Genomic DNA, 23,309 nt, shown 5'->3' with positions numbered 1-23,309 from the left:
GTGTCCCGCCACGCAGGGAACGCCACTAATGACTGCTTCCACCGAACTGCCAACCGCCTCCGTGCTGATCGTCGATGACGAGCCCGGCATGCGCAGCTATCTGGCCAAGGCTCTGGCATCGCGCTTCGCGTTGGTCGAGGTCGCCGACTCACTCAGCGCTGCAGAGGCACTGCGTCAGCGGCTGCACTTCGACCTACTGCTAGTCGACATCCGCCTTCCCGATCGTTCCGGCATCGAGTGGCACGAAGCACTCGGCCCCGAACGGCGTAGCGACATCATCTTCATGACCGCCTACGCTGATCTCGACATGGCGGTCAAGGCACTGCGCGCCGGTGCCAACGACTTCATCATCAAGCCGTTTCGACTCGAGCAGTTGCAAAGCGCCGTCGACCGCTGCCTGGCCCAGCGCCGCCTGGCACGCGAGAACTTCGTCCTCAAGCGCGAGACGCAACGTCTGCATCACCCCGACGAAAGCATGATCGGAGACAGTCGGGCCATGGCCCAGGTCAGAGCGATCATCGAACGCGTCGCACCAGCTCCCTCGGCTGTCTTGATCCATGGCGAATCGGGCACGGGCAAGGAACTCGTGGCACGCGACCTGCACCGCCTTTCGGGGCGATTCGGCGCTTTCGTACCTCTCAATTGTGGCGCCATCGCCGGCGATCTTCTGGAGTCGGAGCTCTTCGGCCATATCAAGGGAGCGTTCACCGGAGCGGTAAAAACCCGCGAAGGACTATTCACCTATGCCGACGGAGGGACGCTGTTTCTCGATGAGATCGCCGAGATGCCATTGGCGATGCAAGCCAAACTGTTGCGCGTGATCGAAAGCAAGTGCATCCGCCCGGTGGGCAGCGAGCAGGAGCAATCCGTGGACGTGCGGATTATCGCCGCCACCCACCGCAACCTGCAGCACGAAGTCAGCGAGGGACGCTTCCGGGAAGATCTCTATTTTCGCCTCAACGTTCTTACCATGACGCTCCCGGCATTACGCGAGCGCCCCGAGGACATCCCCGTCCTGGCCCATCATTTCTCCCGGCAGTTGGCGCGCGATCTGGGCCTCGCCGCCCTACCGTGGCAACATGCCGATCTTGAGCGTCTGACGCACTACCCTTGGCCCGGCAACATCCGCGAGCTCAAGAATTTCATCGAGCGTTGCATCCTGCTCGGCCAGCTTCCCAGTGACATGCTCGACGAGGCAGCCGACACGCCCTCCACCGAGAGTGCCGACGGCTACCCCTGCGACTGGTCGCTGGAAGCCGTCGAACGGGCACATATTCTGGACGTTCTCGGGGTGCATGGTTACAACAAGTCCAGCGCCGCCCGCGCCCTGGGCGTGTCGCGCAAGACCCTCGACCGCAAGCTCAACGCCTGGCAAGACCTCGGTGCATGAGACGTCTACGCCGCTGGCTTCGCGCCTCGATTCGACGTCGGCTCTTGTGGCTTACCTTCACGCCCATGGCGTTGCTGATACTTGCCCTGATGGCACTCACCGCGTACTGGACCTCGACGTACAATGACCGTCAGCTATACATGAAGGTGCGTGCTGACCTGGCCGTCGCCTCGCGTGTGCTGGATGGCTTGAGCCAGCAACAGCAAGCGCGCCTCGAGGAATTGGCGCATAGCCACGCGCTCACCTCAGCACTGCAGGGCGAGGGGTCGCAATCCCTCGAGGCACTGCTCGACGAAACCCAAAATGCGATGCAACTGGACTGGTTGCGCGTGGTACCGCTTGCGGCGCTCGAGGAGCGCCCCGGACTGCAACGCCGACTGCAAACGCCAGGCAATACACAGGGCATGTCCGGCCTGGATGTACTCCCAGCATCGCGTCTCGAGATGCTGGCCCCCGGACTTGCCCAACGTGCGAGTCTTGTACTGCGCGACACACCAAAGGCGGCGCCCAGTGATCGTCAACGCGAGACGCGCGGCATGGTCTTGCGCACGCTCTACCCCATTCATGACGGTGCGGGGAACCTGCGCCTTCTGCTGGATGGCGGGCGCTTGCTCAACGGCGATGCCGCGCCCGTGGACGATATTCGTGACCTGGTCTATGGGCCCGGCACGCTGCCCAAAGGCAGTACCGGCAGCGTCACTTTATTTCTCGATGACGTACGCATCGCCACCAACGTGCGCTTGGCCAACGGCGAGCGCGCGCTCGGTACACGCGTTTCCGACCCCGTCAGTCGCCAGGTGCTCGAGCATGGTGAGCGCTTCATTGACAACGCCTTCGTGGTCAGCGGCTGGTACGTCGCCGCCTATGCACCGCTCGAATCGCTGACCGGACAGCGCATCGGCATGATCTACGCCGGTTTCCCCCTAGCGCCTTATGAAGCCCTTTATCGGGAAACGCTACTACAGATCGGTGCCATTCTGGCCATAATCGTGCTGATATCCGGGCTGATGGTGATTCGCGGTGTCGACGCGCTCGCCAGCCCGGTACGCCGTATGCACCGCGTGATCCATGGGATTCGCGAGGGTCGCCATTTACGCATTGGGCACCTCGACAGCCAGGACGAGCTGGCCGAACTGGCACATGAATTCGATGCCATGCTCGACCGTTTGGACGCCCATCAGAACGCCCTGCAACGTGCCGCCCAGACTCTCGAACGACGCGTCGAAACACGTACCCAGTCACTGACCGAGAAAACGCATGCACTCGAGGAACACGTGGCCTTGCTCAAGCAAGCGCGCGCCAGCCTGATGACCCAGGAAAAGCTCGCCGCCCTGGGCGAGATGACCGCCGGTATCGCACATGAAATCAACAATCCCGCCGCCGTGATCCTCGGCCACGTGGAATTGCTAGACGACAGTCTCGGCCCCGATGCAGACCCTGTGCGCAACGAAATCGACACCATCATCGCCCAGGTAGAGCGTATTCGTGCACTGATCGACAACCTGCTGCAGTATTCCCGGGCTGGTGGTCATGAGCCCGCGTTCGTTGCCGAAGACATCAACGCCATCGCCGCCGGTACCGAACTCCTGGTCCGCCACGCCCTCGACAAGCATGACCACCGACTGATCAGTTCACTGCATGCCACTAGGCGCGCCGAGTGCCATCGCGGACAATTGCAGCAGGTGCTGATCAACGTATTGCTCAATGCCACCCAGGCCAGCACCTCGCCGATGAGCATTCATCTGGCGACACGCGATGCCGTACGCGAAATCCCCGGTCATGGTCCCCTCGACGGCGTGGAAATTCGCGTCGCCGATCGAGGGCCAGGCATACCGCGCGAGCTACGCGACAGGATTTTCGACCCGTTCTTCACCACGCGCGAAGCAGGCTCCGGACTCGGCCTGGCCATCAGCGCGGGCATCGTACGCCGCAGTGGCGGCGAGATGTGGGTCGTCTCGGCATGCGGTCGCGGCACGGTATTTCATGTCTGGCTTCCCTGCCAGGCGTTCCCCAGCGGCGCCGAGGAAGTCACCACGCGTAAACTGATCGCATCCCTAAGCGACATGACCTCGCCTTCCTCACGCGGCGGTTAAGATCGCCTCGCCGAGGCGCTATCATGGTCCGATAACGTCTCTCACAAAGGATCATCCATGAGCGGATTCGACGTCGGCGCACGTCTCAAGCAATTGCGCATGTTGCGCGACTTATCGCAACGCGAGCTGGCGAAACGTGCCGGCGTGACCAACAGCACGATTTCACTGATCGAGCAGAATAGCGTGAGTCCTTCGGTGAGCTCGCTGAAGAAGATCCTCGATGCCATGCCGGTCTCGATCAGCGAGTTCTTCGCTGGCGAGGAAACCAGCCCCCAGGAAAAAGTCTTCTACCGGGCCGAAGAGTTGACAGAAATCGGCGACGGCAACCTATCCTGGCGCCTGGTCGCCGCGCGGCATCCCAGCCGTGGCATGTCGATCATCCATGAGCATTACCCGTCGGGCGCCGATACCGGCGAAGACATGCTCGAACACGAAGGCGAGGAAGGCGGTGTCGTCATTACCGGCACCATCGAGCTCACTGTCAACGGTGACAAGCAATGCCTTCACGCGGGCGACGCCTACTATTTCGACTCGCGCCTGCCCCACCGCTTTCGCAACCCCGGCGACGCGGACTGCGTTATCGTCAGCGCCAACACTCCTCCGGGCTTCTCGGAGGGCGGAGCGAGCACACATCATCGCCGCTAGAAAGCGCCTGACGTGTCCCCGACCCTGCTCACTCCTGCTCGGTGGCCGGCGGCAAGACCCAGTTGAGCACGATACCCACCAGAGCCGCGAGGCTCACGCCCTGGAGGGCGTATTCGCCGCTACCAAGTTGCATGCCGCCGATACCGAAGACCAGGATCAACGACACCACCACGAGATTACGCGGCGCGGTCAAGGACTGGCCGCCGCGCACCAGGGAGTTCATCCCCACTACCGCGATAGAGCCGAACAACAGCGTCATGATTCCGCCCATCACTGGTGTGGGAATGGTCTGCAACAACATCCCCAGCTTGGAGACGAACGCCAGGACGATGGCGGTACAGGCCGCGACGACCATGATCGCCGGATTGAAATTGCGCGTCAGCGTCACCGCCCCGGTGACTTCCGAATAGGTCGTGTTGGGTGGCCCCCCTAAAAGCGCTGCCACGGAGGTTGCCAGCCCATCTCCAAGCAGAGTGCGCTTGAGCCCCGGTTTTTCCAGGTAATTGCGACGCGTTACCGAACCGATCGCCACCATGTCGCCGATGTGCTCGATCACCGGCGCAATGGCCACCGGAATCATGAACAGGATCGCCGCCAGATTGAAGGTCGGGGTCACGAAATTGGGCCACGCCAGCCAGGCGGCATCATGCACCGGCGTCAGATCGACCACGCCCATTGCCAGGCCTAGCGCATACCCGACGACGATCCCGCCCATGATCGGGATCAGACGAATCAGGCCACGCCCGAAGACTGCCAATACCAGTGTTACCAGCAAGCTGACCATCGACAACGAAATGGCCTGAACATAGTCCATATCGCTGTTTTTACCCGTGGCCATATCTACCGCGACGGGCGCCAGCGCCAGACCGATGACCATGATCACCGGCCCCACCACTACTGACGGCAGCAAACGATGCAGCCAGGCAGTGCCCTTCAAGCGCACGATCTGCGAGATCCCCACATAGACCAGCCCCGCGACGAATAGTCCACCCAGCGTGGCAGGAATACCATAGCTGGCCACCGACCCTTGAATGGGCGCGATGAAGGCAAACGAGGACGCCAGGAAGACTGGAATGCTACGTTGCGTGATGAACTGGAAGATCAAGGTGCCAATACCCGCCGTGAATAGCGCCACACTCGGGTCCAGTCCCGTCAGCAACGGCACCAGTACCAAGGCTCCGAACGCCACGAACAGCATTTGAGTGCCGGTGATCAGCGTACGTATCGGGTGACTGGTCGACGTCGCCGAGGCCGCCGTGTCGTCGGTCATGGGAGTAACTCCTGATATTGGCGGAAGGAAGAAAGAAAACGCGCGGTATTCTAGCAATCTCGAGCGTTAAATCGCAGCCACCAGAGGCAAAGTGCTGTCGACAAACCACGAGGCTCGTTTTTTAAACTGCATGTCTGACACTTTTTTAGAAGCAAAAGGCCCCGCTCGATATGCATCAAGCGGGGCCCAGGTCCCGTTCAGACAACCGGTCAAACGATCATTCGCTGGAACCGGCCGCCATCCACTCTTTCATCAACTTATCATAAGGAACGGTGGTGCCCTGTGGCATCTCGTTTTCAAGCTCGGGTTTGGGCGCGCCCGGTTGTGACAACCAGTATTCTGGATCTCGTTTCTCATTGAGCTTAGGTGCATACGTATCGAAAACATCCGCTCGGGCAAGACGCGACATGATGCTGTCCAGATCAGCGGCCAGATTATCAAGTGCCGCTTTGGGGGCGACATCACCGCTTACGGCCGGCGACAAGTTTTCCCACCACAAAGGGGCCATTCGCGGATAGTCCGGAACGTTGGTGCTCGATGGTGTCCATTTGGAAGCATTGGGGCTGCGATAGAATTCCACCAGCCCGCCGAGCTTAGGTGCCATTTCCGTCATCTTTTCGGAGAAGATATCAGACTTGCGAATCGGCGTTAGGCCTGCCAGCAATTTTTCCAGTGAGACCGTCTTGGACACGGTAAACTGAGCAAAGAGCCAGGCGGCCGTGCGTCGATCCTCAGGCGTGGACTTAAAGAACGTCCAGGCGCCCACGTCCTGATACCCAACCTTCATGCCTTCTTCCCAGTAAGGGCCCGTCGGTGATGGTGCCATGCGCCACTTCGGGTTGCCTTCTTTATCGGTGACCGGTAGATCAGGCCCTGTCATATCCGCCGTAAAGGCGGAATACCAGAAAATCTGCTGCGCAATATTACCCTGTGCAGGTACCGGACCAGCCTCACTGAAGGTCATCCCGCTGGCTTCAGGCGGCGCATATTTTTTCAGCCAGTCGACCATCTTGGTCACGGCAAACACCGAGGCCGGTGAGTTGGTGGCCCCACCACGAGAGACACTTGCCCCGACCGGTTGACTCTGCTCGTTGACTCGAATTCCCCAGTCGTCCACCGGGTGTCCGAACGGAACCCCCGGGCTCCCCATGCCTGCCATGGAAAGCCAGGAATCGTGGAAACGCCACCCCAGCGAGGGGTCACGACGACCATAATCCATATGGCCATAAACCTTGTGGCCATCGATCTCGCCAACGTGTTCGGTAAAGAATTCGGCGATATCCTCGTAGGCCGTCCAGTTGGTGGGAACGCCTAGGTCATACCCATAGATATCACGAAACTTCTTCTGCAGATCTTCACGTTGAAACCAGTCGTAGCGGAACCAATAGAGATTGGCGAACTGCTGAGTGGGCAGCTGATAGAGGCTACCATTCGGGCCGGTGCCATACTGCAAACCCATGAAATCATCTAGATCCAGCGTAGGCAGCGTGTAATCGGCCCACTCGTTTTTCATGGCCTCTGAAATATTGACGGTATCACCATAACGAATATGCGTTCCGATGGAGTCCGTATCATTGACGTAGCCATCATATATGTTACGTCCGGTCTGCATCTGCGTCTGCATATTGGTAACAACATCACCCTCGCCGATGATATTGTGCGTGAGGTTTATCCCCGTCAGCTTACTAAAAGCCTTGGCTAGGACATCGCGCTCATAGACGTGCGTCGTCAGGCCCTCCGCGACCGTATTGATATCCATTCCACGAAAAGGCTCGGCAGCCTTGGCAAACCACATGAGCTCTTCTATCTGTTGTTCACGTGTCAGTGTCGATTCTTGAAAGTGCTTATCCACCAATTGCTCTGCAATGGCCCGGGTATCTCTCTCATCGGCGTGCACTGACCCGCTTGCAAGCATTACGCCAGCGGCAAGCAGAGAGAATCGTGTTGTTATAGATTTCATAGTCACCTCTTCGATTGTGGTTTTTCGTCCGTGAATCTATAGCTCCATCTAATGGTCAACCCCAGCGTATCAACGCCAATATCCAGAGAATGGAAACGCTCAAGGCGATCCAAATGTTCAGTGATGTAAACCCAACCACCAACAAATGAATATAAGCTGCAGAAAGTAATCCAATGAAGAGCCGATCACCTCGTGTGGTGGTAATCGGTAAAAACCCCTTACGCTCTACCGTAGGCGATATAACCTCCCAAACCGTCATACCCGAGAGCATAATGGCAATAGCCATGAAAAATATCGCAGTAGGCGTCGTCCAGACCATCCATTGCATATCAAGCACTCCTCAGGTACGGCCCAGAGCAAAGCCCTTGGCGATATGATTACGAACAAAATAAACCACCACGATGCCCGGCAGGATAGTCAAGACTCCGGCGGCAGATAGCGCACCCCAGTCAATACCCGAAGCTCCCTTAGTTTGGGTCATCACGGAAGCGATAGGCTGCGCATTGGTCGCAGTCAACGTACTAGCGAGCAGTAGCTCTACCCAAGAGAACATGAACAGGAAGAACAAAGTGACGCCTATACCCGAACTGATCATGGGAATAAAAATCTTCACAAAAAATTTAGGAAAACTGTAACCATCGATAAATGCCATTTCATCGACTTCTTTGGGCACACCACTCATGAACCCCTCCAGGATCCAGACCGCCAACGGGATATTGAATAGGCAATGCGCCAATGCCACCGAAAAATGAGTATCGAAAAGACCAACCGTATAATAGAGCTGAAAATAAGGTAGCAAGAAAACTGCTGGTGGCGCCATGAGGTTGGTCAATAGCCAGAAAAAAAGATGCTTATCACCTATAAATTTATAACGACTAAACGCATAGGCTGCCGGCAGTGCCACCACAATGCTTATCAGCATGTTCATCAATACATAAGAAATGGAATTAACATAACCCATATACCAGTTAGAGTTTGTAAAAATCTTGGCGTAGTGCTCAATGGTAAAATTTTCTGGCCACAGGGTTAAAGTGCTCAATATTTCGTTATTAGACTGAAATGACATATTAAGCAGCCAATATATGGGTAACATCAAAAAGATGACATAAATCCCAACCAGGCCTCGGCGACGCCATTGGATAGAAGCCGAGCGAGCCTTGCGTCGACGGCGGTTACTGGAAGCTTCAGCGCGCTCGCGCACGGCTTCTGGTGTGGTAGGCAATATATTTCTCATCTCACCCTTCCTTGTGTTTTTCGTCTTTCTGAGTATTCATTATCGCAGTATAAAAAACCCAGCAGACAAGCAGAATAATCAGGAAATAAATGAGAGAGAATGCAGCCGATGGCCCCAAATCCTGCTGACCAATCGCCATGGTCGTAAGTGACTGGCTAAGAAAGGTAGTGGAACTACCAGGACCACCACCGGTTAACACAAAAGGCTCGGCATATATTTTGAAAGAGTACATGAAGCGTAACAAGACGCCAATGACCAGCACGTTTGTTAATTTGGGAAGCTGGATATAGCGAAAGACAGCCCACCTGGAAGCACGATCGATGCGTGCTGCCTGATAATAGGCATCCGGGATTGAACGCAGACCACTGAAACAAAGCAAGGCGATCAGCGGGGTCCAGTGCCAAACATCCATCAGAATGATCGTCGCCCAGGCATCTACCGGGTTTGCCGTAATATTGTAGCCATAACCCAACTCGCGCAGGCCCCATCCCATGAGCCCAATGTCACCACGCGTGAAGATTTGCCAGATGCTGCCCACCACATTCCAAGGAATCAATAGCGGCATGGTAACGAGTATAAGCATGGCCGAAGCCTGCCAACCCTTCTTGGGCATAATCAGTGCAATGCCGATACCCAAAGGCACTTCGATGGCCAGCACGGTCAGCGAAAAGGCAAACTGACGCAGCAAGGCCGCCTGTAGTGCTGGGTCATTGAGCATCTGCTTGAACCACTCGGTCCCCGTAAAAAACCGAGTATGAGCATCGAAAACATCCTGGACCGAGTAGTTCACCACGGTCATTAACGGAATGATAGCGGTAAACGCTACCAGCAAAAGCATGGGTAGAATCAACCACCATGCCCGATTGTTGTAGACTTTATTCATGGCCGATCTCCACGCGATATTCATCGATGTAAAGGCCGAGTCGGTCATCGGGAAAACGCAGCCATGCCTTAATACTCGGCGTCACTTGATCCTCCCCGATACGCGCCTTTAGGGCGACATTTCCCAACATGAGATAGACGATAGAGTAGGTACCCAGATCCTGAGCGTAATCTACTTGTGCCTCCATCCCTCCCTCGACCGGCTCTGGATACACTTCGATAAACTCCGGACGGATACCCAACTTGATATTGGCCGAGTGGACGTGAGCCAAGGCATCACGAATATGCTGCCCTACGGCTAGCTCTGTATTGCCACTCATGACACGACCTTCACTAATCATTACATCCAGAAAATTCATCCCCGGACTACCAATAAAATAGCCGACAAAGGTGTGTCTTGGCTCTTCGAAGAGTTCACGTGGTGTCCCGAACTGGACGATCTGACCTTCGTACATCACAGCGACCTTGTCTGCAAAAGTAGACGCCTCAAGCTGATCATGGGTCACATATATCATAGTGATACCGAAACGTTGATGGATCTCTTTCAACTTGCGACGAAGCTTCCACTTTAGCTGAGGATCAATCACGGTGAGCGGCTCATCGAATAAAATAGCGGCCACATCGTCACGCACTAACCCACGCCCCATGGAAACCTTCTGCTTTTCATCGGCGGTAAGATTCTTGGCTTTTCGCTTGAGCTGGGCAGTAAGTTCAAGCACATCGGCAACTTCCATGACGCGCTCTTGGACTCGCGCCTCGGGCGCCTTCATGTTGCGTAGCGGAAAAGCCAGATTGTCATAGACCGTCATAGTGTCGTAGACGACGGGGAACTGAAAAACCTGGGCGATATTGCGCGCCTCAGGCGGCATACCGTTGACCACCTCATCATTAAAGAGGACTTCACCGCTCGAAGGTTCCAGCAAGCCGGAAATGATGTTCAGCAGAGTTGATTTACCACAGCCAGAGGGTCCGAGCAGTGCATAGGCTCCCCCCTGATGCCAGACATGCTCCATCTCACGGATGGCATAATCCTCTGATGACTGTGGGTCGGCAAGATATGTATGGGCAAGGGATTTAAGGGTAATTTCTGCCATGTCAGTTCCCCCCCAGATGCCTGGGTATGTGCATGACCACGCCCTGCCGATCGAAGGCATAAATCTTGTGAGCCGGAAAATAGAGCGTCACCGGCGCATCCACCGGAAATTCATGAATACCTTCAAGGTATACGGTCATATGAAAAAGTTCGTTATGCACGTGAAGAAAAGTTTCGGAACCACTGATCTCTGCTAGATCAACGATCATATTGACCGTGATGTCATCACTAGTTTGAGGCGTCAATGAAATGTGCGAGGCACGCACGCCAAAGCGATAATTTCCGGAAGGCAGCCGCTTCAAATCATAATCCAGTGCGAAGTGCTCTTTACGATCAAAGGTCAGCTCCCCCTCAGAAACGATACCGTCCAGAATATTGATGGAGGGTTCGGAGAACATCTCCGCAGTCAGGATATCCTGAGGGCGGTGATAAACATCTTCGGTACGACCGTACTGCAACATGCGCCCCTCGTGCAGTACCGCTGTGTTACCACCTAGCGCCAGCGCCTCGGCGGGCTCAGTGGTAGCATAGACAGCAATGCAATTGCGCTCGCTAAAGACAGTACGTAATTCTTCTCGAAATTCCTCACGAAGCTTGTAATCCAGGTTGACCAATGGCTCGTCAAAGAGGACAACGTCCGCATCTTTCACCAAGGCGCGTCCCATGGCGGTACGTTGCTGTTGTCCACCGGAAAGCTCAAGCGGTAGACGGCCAAGCAAGTGTTCGATATGCAGCATCTCGGCGATATTCCGTACCCGCCGATCGATCTCCGAACGCGACACTTTGGCAAGCTTCAGCGGCGAAGCGATGTTGTCGTAGACGCTCAGGCTGGGATAATTGATGAACTGCTGATAGACCATCGACACATTGCGATGGCGCACCGAGACACCGGTGACATCTTGGCCATTCATTATCACACGCCCGCGAGTAGGAGTATCGAGTCCGGCCATCAAGCGCATCAAAGTTGTTTTGCCAGCGAGGGTACGTCCTAGCAGGACGTTGAAGGAGCCGGGCTGTAGCTCCAGGTTCACGTCCGTTATATGGGACTCGCCACCGACCTGCTGATCGATGTTTTCCAAGATCAATGACATGGCGCATCTCAAATAGTCGTTGTTAGTGCATGACGATTGACGTCGATGCCCTACAACCCTAGGTGAGGCGCATTTTTTTAACAATGCCGCTCATTATCGAAAATTTGATACGCGTTCTTGAAAACAGAGAATCTTTTTTCATCTCGTTGTTTTTACTTATTTTTTATTGGAGTTATACTTTATATTAAGAAACGAAAGCGCTAAATGGAAACGAAAAAAAGCGGCCCTGTGTTCATATATGAACGCAAGGCCGCGAGCGATACAGCAGCGCCTATGGCTCAGCGCGTACCGAATATCTTGTCGCCGGCATCGCCAAGGCCAGGAATGATGTAGCCATTCTCGTCGAGACGCTCATCGACGGAGGCGGTATAGATCTCCACCTCGGGATAAGCCTCCTGAACCCGGGCGATGCCCTCCGGCGCCGCAACCAGGACGATGACTTTAACCAGTGGACAGCCACGCGCCTTGAGCATATCCAGTGTCGCCACCATAGAGCCCCCCGTGGCCAACATCGGGTCGATGACGATCGCCAGACGCTCGTCGAGATCGCCGACGAACTTCTCGAAATACGGCACCGGTTCCAGCGTTTCTTCGTTGCGATAAAGCCCCACCACACTGACGCGAGCGCTAGGGATGAGATCGGTGACACCATCGAGCATCCCCAGACCAGCCCGCAGGATGGGAACCACGGTGACTTTTTTACCCTTGAGCAGTTCGACCTCGAGCAAGCCGCCGCTCCATCCCGGAATCTCGGTCTTCTGAGTCTCGAGATCCTGCGTCGCTTCATAGGTCAATAACTTGGCGACTTCGCTGGCCAGCTCACGGAAGCTCTTGGTACTGATACCGGCTTCGCGCATCAGGCCCAGCTTATGCTTGACCAGGGGATGTTGGATGGCATGAACGCTCATGTCGGGGGATATCCTTTCGGCGATGACGAGCCGAACCGCACTCCACGCCGGCCATGCGGGTACGTCACGGATGCGGCCGGGAAGCGGTTCGGATTTGCACGTATTCTAGCGTGCCAGGGAGCGCGGGTTAAGGGGACTCGATGAACTCAGGCTGTGCCGGCAATTGCCAGTCGATGCCCTCTCGACCCCGTGCAGCCAGAAAGGCATTGGATTGAGAGAAGTGACGCTGACCGAAGAAGCCACGGTGCGCCGACAAAGGCGAGGGATGCGGGGCATGCAACACCAGGTGTTTCTGACGGTCGACGAACGCTGCCTTCTTCTGGGCGTAACTACCCCACAGCAAGAAAACCACCCCATCGCATTGTTCGTTGACCACCTGAATGGCACGGTCGGTGAAGGCTTCCCAGCCCTGCCCCCGATGCGCGCCGGCATTGCCCTGCTCGACGGTCAATACACTATTGAGCAACAACACACCCTGACGCGCCCAAGACTCGAGAAAACCATGCGAAACCGGCGTCGTGCCCACGTCTTGCGACAGTTCCTTGTAAATGTTCTGCAACGAAGGCGGCGCCGGGATGCCGGGGCGCACCGAGAAGCACAAGCCATGCGCCTGGTGTGGCCCGTGGTACGGGTCCTGACCCAGGACCACGACGCGGACCTGGTCCAACGGCGTCAACTCAAAAGCACGAAACCAATGATCCGAATGCGGATAGATCACCTTGCGAGCGGCTTTTTCGCGGGCCAGAAACGCGCGCAGCGCCTGCATGTAGGGCGCCTCGAATTCCGGGCCCAGATGACGCTGCCAGCTATCCGGCAAGACTTGAGACATCACGCACCTTCCTTACGCTTGCATTGGGCGACGGGGCTCATGAATCGCGCGAACGCACCTGGTCGACCAACGGCTCGACATAGGCAATGCCCATGTCCCAGGGAAACTGAATCCAACAATCCTGCGCGACCTCGGTCAAGCACTGATCGACCAGCGGACGACCTTCCGGCTTGGCATAGATGGTCACGAAATGCGCCTTGGGCAGCATATCGCGCACCGCCCGTGCCGTATTGCCAGTATCGACCAGGTCATCGACCAGCAACCAGCCATCGCCATCATGATCGACGCCCTTCATGACGTTCAGGCCGCCCTGCTCCTTGTGCTCGTAGCTCTTGATACATACCGTATCGATCAGACGCACGTTGAGTTCACGCGCAATCAATGCAGCGGGAATCAAGCCGCCACGGGTAATCGCGACGATGCCTTTAAAGTCTCGCTCGACAAGCTGGTGACACAGGACACGCACATCGCGATGCAACTGGTCCCAGGAAACGGTGAACTGCTGGTGATAGCGATCGGTACTCATGGGAAGACCACCCAGGGAGATATAAGGGGCTACAGGGCGCGTGGCGGCCACGCGCCCACACTCGTCATTCGTGTTCGGTAAAGGTGCAAACGGCGAACACGCCATGGCCGGCATCACGAATCTTCTGTGCGCCGCCGAGTTCGGGAAGGTCGATGATCGCGGCGGTTTCGACTACCTGTCCGCCGCTGCGCTGGATCAGCGAGGCCGCCGCCAACATGGTGCCGCCGGTGGCGATCAGGTCATCCATCACCAGGATTCGGTCGCCTTCGCGAAAAGCATCGGAATGCAGCTCGACGGTCGACTCACCGTACTCCAGCGTATAGGTTTCGCTGATGGTCTTGAACGGTAACTTCCCCTTCTTGCGCACCGGCACGAAACTGCAACCGAGCTCGTAGGCGACCGGCGCCCCGATAATGAAACCGCGTGCATCGATCGCGGCAATCGCATCCAGGTTGAGCTCCTGATAACGGTGCACGAAGCTATCGATGAGCTTGCGGAAAGCGGCACTGTTCTGCAGCACCGGCGTGATATCACGGAAATTGACACCCGGCTGGGGCCAATCGGGGACGGTGCGAATGACCGACTTTATATAATCGCCATAAATGCTCATCTGAGGCTCCATCAGCAATGCACGCGGTTTAGCCGCGACGGGCAGCGGACAAAGCCGCAAATGGTACCCAATGCAACGCCAGGAATCGAGGGTGCACGTCAGAACCTCGATCTCTGTGTCATTTTATGCCCTGCCCCGCGCTACCATGACCCGCTCGACCGTCTCGACGATGGCCTGGGTCTGCGGGTCGATCTCGATATTGACCCGGTCACCCAGCATCCGCTCACCTAAGGTTGTTCGCGCCAATGTCTCGGGTATCAGGTCGACACAGAAACGCCCACCTTCGAGCGCACCGATCGTCAGACTGATGCCATCGACGCCAATATAGCCTTTTTCGAACAAGAACCGCGCATGCTCGTCGGGCAACGCAAACCACAGGCGACGATTGTTCGGCGCCTCCTCGAGTTCTTCCAGGGCCGCTTGACAAATGATGTGGCCGGACATCGCATGGCCGCCGATCTCATCACCGATGCGCGCGGCACGCTCCAAATTGACGTGATCGCCGACGCCCAGCGTGCCCAAGTTGGTGAGACGCAATGTTTCACGCATCAGATCGAAGGACACTCGATCCCCCTCGATGCGGGTCACCGACAGACAGCACCCGTTGTGCGACACAGAGGCACCGGTTTCGAGCCCGTCCGCCATGCCCTCGGGAAACGTCACGACATGGCGCCGGAACTGCGTTTCCTCTTCCACGGCCACCACCGTCCCCACGCCTTGCACGATACCGGTAAACATCTCGGCTCCTTGAACAACCCTGTCACGCTAGAAAGCCATCATTCTACCATGCCCCATCTGCGCACATCGTCAGGTGCCTATACCGTTAAAGCCCCCCAAAATAGACGATTTTTCTGAATCAGAGGCTTTGATGCAAGAACTTGGCCTAGAAATATTGACAGGGTGCGGGGTGCTACCTAAAATTCGCGACTTCTTGAGCGCCGATTTGTACCCAGATTGCGGGCGCGCCCGGGCATGTCCCGGGGAAATACCGCTAAAAGGGTGTGTCCAGCGTTGATGGCCACCCGCCTGGGTGGCCTTTTTTTATGGCCACAGCCTACAAATCCCGCCACATAGGCAGTCCAGCCCCGTTATAATGCTGGGTTTTGCCACATGCGACGCCACTCCAGGCATGATGAACTTCGATCAGCAACGATCGTCGGCGTGCCACTGGCCATGACGTCCCAACGCATCGACCCAAACGAAGACGATGATCAAACTCGAAGGTGTCTCCAAAACCTATGGGGCTGGCCCCACGGCGGTCCATGCCCTCAAAAATATCGACTTGGAAGTCCCGCAGGGCGCTATCCATGGCGTAATCGGCTTGTCCGGTGCGGGCAAATCGACGTTGATTCGCTGCGTCAACCTCCTCGAGCGCCCGACTGAGGGACGCGTCATCGTCGACGGCCAGGACTTGACCCAGCAGGACAGCGAGGCCTTGCGGCAATCGCGCCACCAGCTCGGCATGATCTTCCAGCATTTCAATCTGCTCGCCTCACGCACGGTTTTCGATAACGTGGCACTGCCGCTGGAGTTGATGGGCGTCTCGAAAGGCGAGGTTCGCGAGCGCGTCGAGCCGCTGCTCGATTTAACAGGCCTCACCGACAAAGCCTCGCAATATCCGGCGCAACTCTCGGGGGGCCAGAAGCAACGTGTGGCCATCGCACGGGCCCTCGCCAGCCGCCCCAAGGTACTGCTCTGCGACGAAGCGACGTCCGCCCTCGACCCACAGACGACGGCCTCGATCCTCGAATTACTGCAAGACATCAACCGTAAGCTGGGGCTGACCATTCTGCTCATTACTCACGAGATGGAAGTGGTCAAGAGCATCTGCCACCGTGTCGGTCTGATCTCCGATGGCGAGTTGGTGGAAGAAGCCGACGTCGGCGACTTCTTCACCGCCCCCGGCACCCGTCTAGGGCGTGAGTTTCTCAATGCATTCCTCGAACTCGAGCCTCCGCAGGCACTGGTCGAGCGTCTCGAGGAAACCCCCGGTGAGCATACGCACCCCGTGGTACGTCTGGCGTTTTCAGGCGCCAATGTCGCTACCCCGCTCATCTCACGCCTGGCGCGCGACAGCGGCGTCGATGTCAGCATCCTGCAAGCCAAGGTGGAATCGATCCAGGGCCGCACGCTGGGCCTCATGATTGCCGAACTCATCGGCACACCCGAGACGACGTCACAAGCACTCACACAACTCGAAGCCCACGACATCAATGTAGAGGTACTCGGCCATGTCCAGCGCGATGCTTGAACTGATCCTCAAGGCCACTCTCGATACACTCTATATGGTCGCTCTGTCAGGGGCGGTTTCGGCCTTGATCGGTATCCCCCTCGGGGTTCTGCTGTATGTCACGCGGCCGGGGCAGATCCTCGCGCAGCCAGTCGCCCAGCGCGTACTGGGAATCGTCACCAATATCGGCCGCTCGATTCCCTTCATCATTCTCATGGTGGCGATCATCCCCTTCACCCGCCTCGTCGTTGGCAGCTCTATCGGCACTAACGCCGCCATAGTGCCGCTCATCATCGCCGCTATTCCTTTCGTTGCACGCCTGGTAGAAGGAGCGCTCAACGAGATTCCACCCGGACTGATCGAAGCCGCTCAGGCGATGGGCGCCACCCCGCTGCAGATCATCACCAAGGTGCTTCTGCCGGAAGCCAAAGGCGGCATCATCAACGGCCTCACCATTACCGTGGTCACACTGGTCAGCTACTCGGCGATGGCCGGCGCTGTCGGCGGTGGCGGCCTGGGCGACTTGGGCATCCGTTACGGCTACAACCGCTTCGAACCGCTGATCATGCTCATCACGGTGGCGATACTGGTGGTCATGGTGCAGGGCTTTCAAAGCCTCGGCGACCGTCTCGTACGCAAGGCGGACCATAAATGAGCACATGACCAGAAAACAGACGAGACGCTATAATAAGCAGCACTTTTATACAAAAATTAGAATAAATGAATTTTAAAACCCGCATACATTGAACGGCAATGTTTCATTCAAGGAGCTCACACAATGAAAGACACTTTGGCCCAGGCCCTACATCCTGTTCGCCTCCTCGGCGCCGCCGCACTACTCGGTGCCGGCTTGCTCGCCGGCTGCGGAAGTGATGACGCCGAGACACAATCGATCAAGGTCGGCACCGTGGCGGGACCGGAAACAGACGTCATGCAAGTCGCCAAGAAAATCGCCAAGGAAGAATACGACCTCAATGTCGAAATCGTAGAATTCACCGACTACGTTTCCCCCAATGCAGCGCTTGCCGATGGTAGCCTGGATGCCAATGCTTTCCAGCATGAGCCATACCTGAACAGCATGATTCAAGACCGAGGATACGACTTCGCCATCGCCGGCAAGACCTTCGTCTACCCCATCGGGGCGTATTCCTCCAAATACGACAGTATCGAAAACTTGCCGGACGGGGCCATCATCGCCCTGCCCAATGACCCGTCCAATGAAGCGCGTTCGCTGATCCTGATGCACAACAAGGGGCTGATCGAACTCAAGGATCCCACCAACCTTGAAGCAACCCCCATCGATATCAGCAAGAACCCCCACAACTACGAGTTCCGTGAAATCGCCGCCGCGCAACTCCCCCGCGTGCTGCCCGATGTCGACCTGGCGTTCATCAATAACACTTTCGCCCAGCCGGCGGGCCTGAGCTTGGATGATGCGCTGATCAAGGAAGGCCCCGAATCGCCCTATGTCAACCTAATCGTGACGCGTGAAGGCATGCAGGACAACAAAGCGATCCAACAACTGGTCGACGCCTATCAATCGCCAGCGGTCATCGACAAGGCCGCCGAACTGTTCAAGGGCGCCGCGGTACCTGGCTGGAAGTAAGCGTCCTCTCCACCTTGCCCGACAGGCCGGCCCCACGGGGTCGGCCTGTTTTCGTTACCCCCATCACTCTCATCCATCCGGAGACATCATGAGTGACTACGCCTTGCTTGCCCGTCAGTTGGAAACCCTGCTGGATACCCGCGACTGGCTGACCAACACGGCACAGACTTGCGCCTTTATAAAGCACGAGATCGGCGACCTGAACTGGGCCGGCTTCTATCTGCAGCGCCAGCCGCGCACCCTGATCCTGGGGCCGTTTCAAGGCCTGCCCGCGTGCAATCCCATCGCCTTCGACAAAGGCGTTTGCGGTGCCGCCGCCACGACACGACGCACACAACGTGTCGCCGATGTCCATGCCTTTCCCGGTCACATCGCCTGCGATGCCGCATCACGCTCGGAACTCGTGGTGCCCATCGTGCACGACGACGAACTCTGGGGCGTACTGGACCTCGACAGCCCGCGCCCCGAGCGCTTCAGTGAAGACGACCAGCGCGGAATCGAGCGCCTGGTGGAGATATTCGTTGCCGCCAGCGACCTCTCCACACCCAGCGCGACTAGCTAAGGCTCAGCAGCTAGAAGCCCTAACGCAAACGCCCCCGCTGCAAAGCAGCGGGGGCGTTCAATATTCTGGTAGGACCGAGCGGATTTGAACCGCTGACCTCCACGATGTCAACGTGGCGCTCTAACCAACTGAGCTACGGTCCTGCAAATCGGGGTCTGCAAAATTGATTATTGGCAGCGTTTCAGCCGCTAAGCACGTTTTATATTAAGTGGTACTTAATATTCAGTACTGCTGGCATTAAGTACTTGGTAGGACCGAGCGGATTTGAACCGCTGACCTCCACGATGTCAACGTGGCGCTCTAACCAACTGAGCTACGGTCCTATTTTGCACTAACTTTAGCCATGCCATTGCTGCCGTTGCCGACTCTTGCCTTGGCAACGGATGCGCATTTTACGCAGGCCGTGAAAAATTGCAAGCCTCAAGCCCAAAATTCGCCAAGGTTCAAACGCTTGACGCGATCACCTAACGCATCTTTCATTCCTGCTTATACAAGTTCGTTTTATCGAAAAAATCGATGCCCGTTTTCACTTTACAACAATCCATGATGCTTTTTCCTACACTGGATCATGGTTTAAGATAACCCGCCAGCCCGTATTGCAGCGCCTTTGCAACGTTCGCGTCTACCCACATGACATGGTTCACTCATCGGCCATTTGACTCGCCAGGTAACGGAACCTCCCATGACACAACAAGATCGCCACGACGCCATCATCACCCTGGTTAAACGCCAGGGCTATGCCTCCATCGAACAGCTCACGCAACATTTTTCCGTCACGCCACAGACGATTCGCCGCGACCTCAACCAATTGGCCGACGAAGGCGCGATCAAGCGCGTGCACGGCGGCGCCGGCCTCGAGTCGAGCACCGTCAACACCGCTTACCATACGCGCAAGACGCTCAATGCCGATGCCAAGCAACACATCGCCGAATGCGTCGCCGCGCAGGTCCCCGACTCCGCCTCCCTGTTCATCAACATCGGCACCAGCAACGAAATGGTCGCCGAGGCGCTACGCGATCATCAGGGCCTCGAGGTCATCACCAACAACCTCAACGTGGCGGCGATTCTCCAGCACAAGGAAGACTTCAACGTCATCATCGCCGGTGGCCAGGTCCGCTCACGCGATGGCGGTATCATCGGTGAAGCCACTATCGACTTCATCAATCAGTTCAAGGTCGACTACGGCATCATCGGCATCAGCGGCATCGACGATGACGGATCATTGCTCGAATTCGACTATCAGGAAGTCCGTGTCGCCCAGGCCATCATCCGCAACTCGCGCCAGGTCTTCCTGACCGCCGACCACTCCAAGTTCCATCGCAATGCCGTGGTGCGCCAGGGCAACATCTCGCAGATCGACGCGTTGTTCACGGACCGCCAACCACCTGACGGCATTCTGCGCCTGCTCCGCGAGCATGATGTAACACTGCATATCGCCGACGCTTGACCCTCCCATGCTCACGGCGTCGTCAGGTGGAGCCGTGTTCGTTTCGTCGACGTGATGTTCGTTTTCGATTACACTGTTTTCATATACGAACACCCGATTTGCGAAACCAACCTTGCGGAGCTCGCCATGAACGCCTCCCCCCGACAGGACATACTCGATCTTTTCGTCATCGGCGGTGGCATCAACGGCACCGGTATCGCCAATGATGCTGCCGGCCGTGGCTTGCGCGTCGCCCTCAGCGAGCAGAACGACCTCGCCAGCGCGACCTCATCGGCGAGCAGCAAATTGATTCATGGTGGCTTGCGCTACCTCGAACACCGCGAATTTCGCCTGGTGCGCGAAGCCTTGCATGAACGAGAAGTGCTATTGCGCAAGGCGCCGCATATCGTCTGGCCGTTGCGCTTCATTCTTCCGCACCAGCCGCATTTACGTCCGGCCTGGATGATCCGCACGGGCCTGTTCCTCTACGACCACCTCAGCCGGCGTGCCAGCCTTCCCCCTTCCAAGGGGTTGCGTTTCGGTATCGATAGCCCCTTGAAGGCTGACATCAAACGCGGTTTCGAATATTCCGACTGCTGGGTCGATGATGCCCGGCTAGTCGTGCTCAACGCCATTCAGGCGCGCGGGCACGGTGCCGACATCCAGGTAGGTAGCCGCTGTGTCGGGGCGCAGGAAGAAGATGGCGTCTGGCACATCACACTGGAAAATGTCGTTACCGGCAAGCGTCATACACGCTTCGCACGCGCCCTCGTCAACGCTGCCGGCCCCTGGGTGGAGCAGGTAATACGTGAAAACGCCCAGCGCGAGTCGCGTTATGGTGTGCGCATGATCCAAGGCAGTCATATCGTGGTACCGCGCCTCAACACCGACGAGCGCGCCTATATTTTGCAAAATCAGGATCGACGCATCGTTTTCGTACTGCCCTATCAGCAAGACTATAGCCTGATCGGTACCACCGACGTGCGCTATCAGGGCGATCCTGCCAAAGTCAGCGCCAGCCGTCAGGAAACCGACTACTTGATCGAGGTGGTCAATCAGCACTTCACCCGGGCGCTCTCCTACCAGGACATCGTCGCCACATTCTCCGGCGTTCGACCATTATGCGATGACGAGTCCGCCGACCCTTCGGCGATGACACGCGACTACACGCTCGATCTCGACGTACGCGGTGCACCGCTGCTATCGATCTTCGGCGGCAAGATCACTACGTATCGCAAATTGGCCGAAGCCGCCCTCGAGCAACTGGAGCCCTACTTCACCGAAATGGGATCGCCCTGGACCGCCGAGACATCGCTCCCCGGCGGGGACATCGACTCGCGCGAGGCATTTGCCATGCAACTCGTCCGCGATTATCCGTTTTTAGGAGAAGCCCGTGCGCGGCGCTTCGCCTCGAGTTATGGCGCGCTATGCCTACGCTTCCTGCACGGCGTCAGCCACGAAGATCAACTTGGCGAAGCGTTCGGTGCTGGCCTTACCCGGGCCGAAGTCGACTACCTGGTGGAGGAGGAGTGGGCCCGTTCGCCGGACGACATTCTGTGGCGACGCACCAAGCTGGGACTACGCTTCACGCCGGAACAACATCAGCGCCTGACCTCCTATCTCGGCCGCCAACACCAGGGGTATGCAGCCTGACGAGACTATTGACGGACATGTTTTAGCTTGGCATCACTACCCGTTAGGCTGCTACCCTCGATCTCCACGCTGACCATGGACGGTAACGCCCCGGCATGGAGCCAGGGGCCGGCGCCGCCGGAAAGAGGCCATGATGATTGAGTATGTCGTCGAGATAGTGCTTGCCCTGCTCGCGCTTTTAGCGTTTATTGCCACCGCCATCCCATGGCTGGATTTACGCTACTGGTGGGTGCGCGGTTTCGACTTCCCTCGCATGCAACTGGCGGCATCCGCCGTGGTGATTTTCATTGCCTTGCTGTTCCTGCTGCCATGGTCGCCACTGGGCTGGATTGGCGCTATCGCGAGTTTGGTCGTGCTCGGCGTGCAAGGTAAACGCATTTTTCCTTGGACACCGCTGGCGGCACGCCAGGTCGTCGATGCCGAAGGCGAAGACGCCTCACGTCAATTTTCGCTGCTCGTCGCCAACGTTCTCACGCCCAATCGCCAGGCAGCGTCACTCACGCGCCAGATTCATGAGGTCGATCCCGACATCGTGCTGACCCTGGAGTCGGACGCTTGGTGGGAAGAGCGCCTCGACGAGGCGCTGAGCGAGAGCCACACGCATACCGTCAAGATCCCCCTCGACAATCTCTACGGCATGCACCTGTATTCGCGTCTCGCGCTTCATGAGCCGCACGTAGAATGGCTGATCCAGAACGACATCCCATCGATACATGGCTGGTTCGAGCTGCCTAGTGGTGAACATGTGCGCTTCCATGCCGTACACCCACGGCCCCCCGCACCCGGCGAAAGCGATGAATCGCTATGGCGCGATGCCGAGCTGTTGCTGGTCGGCCAGACGGTTCGCGACTCGGGCCTCCCCACGCTGGTCGCCGGCGATCTCAACGACGTGGCATGGTCGAAGACGACACGTCTGTTCTGCCACATCAGCGGCATGCTCGACCCTCGTCGTGGCCGGGGCCTCTACAGTACCTTCCACGCCGAACATCTTTGGCTGCGCTGGCCGCTGGATCACGTCTTCGTCAGCGAGCACTTCACCCTGGTTGCGCTGAATCGCCTCGCGGCGTTCGGTTCCGACCACTTCCCGATTCTCGCAACCTTACGTTATCGACCGGCACGCGCCGATGAAAACGACAGTCCCGACGCCGACCGCGAAGAGCGCCAGGACGCCGAGGAAACCATCGAGGAAGCTCAGGACCGGCGTGGCGAGGAGCCCGTCAAGAACGCCGTATAAGGCCATCGTGGTAAAGGCGAGCAAATAAATTGGGCGCCCGTGAGGGCGCCCAGGGCAGGCAACACCT

The 23,309-nt window shown here is 57.4% G+C and carries 22 protein-coding genes and 2 tRNA genes; 10 read left to right on the top strand and 14 right to left on the bottom strand.

All coding sequences use genetic code 11. The features are described from left to right. The first annotated feature begins 28 nt into the window (after positions 1-28). The 3 genes from RVY79_RS08325 to RVY79_RS08315 are packed head-to-tail and all read left to right on the top strand — an operon-like array spanning position 29 to position 4,128. On the top strand, positions 29-1,390 hold the full coding sequence (locus RVY79_RS08325; RefSeq protein ID WP_317463653.1) for a sigma-54 dependent transcriptional regulator: 1,362 nt from the start codon (positions 29-31) through the stop codon (positions 1,388-1,390). Beyond that, a complete protein-coding gene (locus RVY79_RS08320; protein ID WP_317463652.1) occupies positions 1,387-3,483 on the top strand; it encodes a cache domain-containing protein in 2,097 nt (698 codons plus the stop codon). Before RVY79_RS08325 ends, RVY79_RS08320 begins: the two co-directional genes overlap by 4 nt. Before the next feature lie 57 nt (positions 3,484-3,540). Beyond that, entirely contained in the window at positions 3,541-4,128 is a 588-nt protein-coding gene (locus RVY79_RS08315) for a cupin domain-containing protein (protein ID WP_317463651.1), read from the top strand. Between the two features lie 28 nt (positions 4,129-4,156). Here the strand turns inward: RVY79_RS08315 and RVY79_RS08310 are convergent, their stop codons facing one another. The 12 genes from RVY79_RS08310 to RVY79_RS08255 all read right to left on the bottom strand — a co-directional run bounded on the left by RVY79_RS08310 (position 4,157) and on the right by RVY79_RS08255 (position 15,269). Further along, the gene (locus tag RVY79_RS08310) at positions 4,157-5,398 is read right to left on the bottom strand and encodes a uracil-xanthine permease family protein (RefSeq protein ID WP_317463649.1); all 1,242 of its coding nucleotides are present in this window, start codon (positions 5,396-5,398) and stop codon (positions 4,157-4,159) included. 217 nt (positions 5,399-5,615) lie between these two features. Continuing rightward, positions 5,616-7,358, bottom strand: coding sequence for an ABC transporter substrate-binding protein (locus RVY79_RS08305; protein WP_317463647.1), 1,743 nt, complete (start codon positions 7,356-7,358; stop codon positions 5,616-5,618). A gap of 55 nt (positions 7,359-7,413) precedes the next feature. Beyond that, positions 7,414-7,686: a DUF2160 domain-containing protein gene (locus RVY79_RS08300; RefSeq protein ID WP_317463646.1), complete on the bottom strand. Its 273-nt coding sequence runs from the start codon at positions 7,684-7,686 to the stop codon at positions 7,414-7,416. A gap of 12 nt (positions 7,687-7,698) precedes the next feature. Continuing rightward, positions 7,699-8,592 carry a carbohydrate ABC transporter permease gene (locus RVY79_RS08295; protein ID WP_317463645.1) on the bottom strand — a complete coding sequence of 298 codons (894 nt, stop codon included), beginning with the start codon at positions 8,590-8,592 and terminating at the stop codon, positions 7,699-7,701. A 1-nt stretch (position 8,593) separates the two neighbouring features. Further along, a complete protein-coding gene (locus RVY79_RS08290; RefSeq protein WP_317463644.1) occupies positions 8,594-9,475 on the bottom strand; it encodes a sugar ABC transporter permease in 882 nt (293 codons plus the stop codon). Then, positions 9,468-10,568 (bottom strand): ABC transporter ATP-binding protein, encoded by a 1,101-nt coding sequence (locus RVY79_RS08285; protein WP_317463643.1) that lies wholly within the window; start codon positions 10,566-10,568, stop codon positions 9,468-9,470. Before RVY79_RS08285 ends, RVY79_RS08290 begins: the two co-directional genes overlap by 8 nt. Position 10,569: 1 nt before the next feature. Continuing rightward, complete coding sequence (locus RVY79_RS08280; protein WP_317463642.1) at positions 10,570-11,658, bottom strand: ABC transporter ATP-binding protein; 1,089 nt, start codon at positions 11,656-11,658, stop codon at positions 10,570-10,572. 278 nt (positions 11,659-11,936) lie between these two features. Then, positions 11,937-12,566: a uracil phosphoribosyltransferase gene (upp, locus tag RVY79_RS08275; protein ID WP_317463641.1), complete on the bottom strand. Its 630-nt coding sequence runs from the start codon at positions 12,564-12,566 to the stop codon at positions 11,937-11,939. A 127-nt stretch (positions 12,567-12,693) separates the two neighbouring features. Then, on the bottom strand, positions 12,694-13,395 hold the full coding sequence (ung, locus tag RVY79_RS08270; protein WP_317463640.1) for a uracil-DNA glycosylase: 702 nt from the start codon (positions 13,393-13,395) through the stop codon (positions 12,694-12,696). Between the two features lie 37 nt (positions 13,396-13,432). Beyond that, positions 13,433-13,921, bottom strand: a complete 489-nt coding sequence (gene gpt / locus RVY79_RS08265) for a xanthine phosphoribosyltransferase (protein ID WP_317463639.1) — start codon at positions 13,919-13,921, stop codon at positions 13,433-13,435. 64 nt (positions 13,922-13,985) lie between these two features. Beyond that, positions 13,986-14,531: an adenine phosphoribosyltransferase gene (locus tag RVY79_RS08260; protein WP_246970583.1), complete on the bottom strand. Its 546-nt coding sequence runs from the start codon at positions 14,529-14,531 to the stop codon at positions 13,986-13,988. A 123-nt stretch (positions 14,532-14,654) separates the two neighbouring features. Continuing rightward, complete coding sequence (locus RVY79_RS08255; protein WP_317463637.1) at positions 14,655-15,269, bottom strand: riboflavin synthase subunit alpha; 615 nt, start codon at positions 15,267-15,269, stop codon at positions 14,655-14,657. A 469-nt stretch (positions 15,270-15,738) separates the two neighbouring features. On the opposite strand from RVY79_RS08255, the gene RVY79_RS08250 reads away from it, so the two are divergent. The 4 genes from RVY79_RS08250 to RVY79_RS08235 all read left to right on the top strand — a co-directional run bounded on the left by RVY79_RS08250 (position 15,739) and on the right by RVY79_RS08235 (position 18,929). Beyond that, the gene (locus RVY79_RS08250) at positions 15,739-16,782 is read left to right on the top strand and encodes a methionine ABC transporter ATP-binding protein (protein WP_317463636.1); all 1,044 of its coding nucleotides are present in this window, start codon (positions 15,739-15,741) and stop codon (positions 16,780-16,782) included. After that, positions 16,763-17,416, top strand: a complete 654-nt coding sequence (locus RVY79_RS08245) for a methionine ABC transporter permease (RefSeq protein ID WP_317463635.1) — start codon at positions 16,763-16,765, stop codon at positions 17,414-17,416. The genes RVY79_RS08250 and RVY79_RS08245 overlap by 20 nt, the downstream gene beginning before the upstream one ends. Positions 17,417-17,539: 123 nt before the next feature. Continuing rightward, on the top strand, positions 17,540-18,367 hold the full coding sequence (locus tag RVY79_RS08240) for a MetQ/NlpA family ABC transporter substrate-binding protein (protein WP_317463633.1): 828 nt from the start codon (positions 17,540-17,542) through the stop codon (positions 18,365-18,367). A gap of 88 nt (positions 18,368-18,455) precedes the next feature. After that, positions 18,456-18,929 carry a GAF domain-containing protein gene (locus tag RVY79_RS08235; protein WP_317463632.1) on the top strand — a complete coding sequence of 158 codons (474 nt, stop codon included), beginning with the start codon at positions 18,456-18,458 and terminating at the stop codon, positions 18,927-18,929. Positions 18,930-18,995: 66 nt separating this feature from the next. Here the strand turns inward: RVY79_RS08235 and RVY79_RS08230 are convergent. Beyond that, positions 18,996-19,072: transfer RNA gene (locus RVY79_RS08230), tRNA-Val, on the bottom strand. A gap of 103 nt (positions 19,073-19,175) precedes the next feature. Then, a tRNA-Val gene (locus tag RVY79_RS08225) sits at positions 19,176-19,252 on the bottom strand. A 359-nt stretch (positions 19,253-19,611) separates the two neighbouring features. Here RVY79_RS08225 and RVY79_RS08220 point away from each other — a divergent pair. From RVY79_RS08220 to RVY79_RS08210, 3 genes are all read left to right on the top strand, one after another. Continuing rightward, positions 19,612-20,376: a DeoR/GlpR family transcriptional regulator gene (locus RVY79_RS08220; protein ID WP_317463630.1), complete on the top strand. Its 765-nt coding sequence runs from the start codon at positions 19,612-19,614 to the stop codon at positions 20,374-20,376. Between the two features lie 126 nt (positions 20,377-20,502). Next, positions 20,503-22,008 carry a glycerol-3-phosphate dehydrogenase gene (glpD, locus tag RVY79_RS08215; protein ID WP_317463629.1) on the top strand — a complete coding sequence of 502 codons (1,506 nt, stop codon included), beginning with the start codon at positions 20,503-20,505 and terminating at the stop codon, positions 22,006-22,008. Positions 22,009-22,138: 130 nt separating this feature from the next. Beyond that, on the top strand, positions 22,139-23,242 hold the full coding sequence (locus RVY79_RS08210) for an endonuclease/exonuclease/phosphatase family protein (protein WP_317463628.1): 1,104 nt from the start codon (positions 22,139-22,141) through the stop codon (positions 23,240-23,242). Positions 23,243-23,309 lie beyond the last annotated feature (67 nt).

The sequence above is a fragment of the Chromohalobacter sp. HP20-39 genome, assembly GCF_033052815.1.
In the GTDB taxonomy this organism is placed as follows: Bacteria; Pseudomonadota; Gammaproteobacteria; order Pseudomonadales; family Halomonadaceae; genus Chromohalobacter.
The sequence above is the reverse complement of the archived record's forward strand: the minus strand, read 5'-3'. Positions and strand labels throughout refer to the sequence as shown.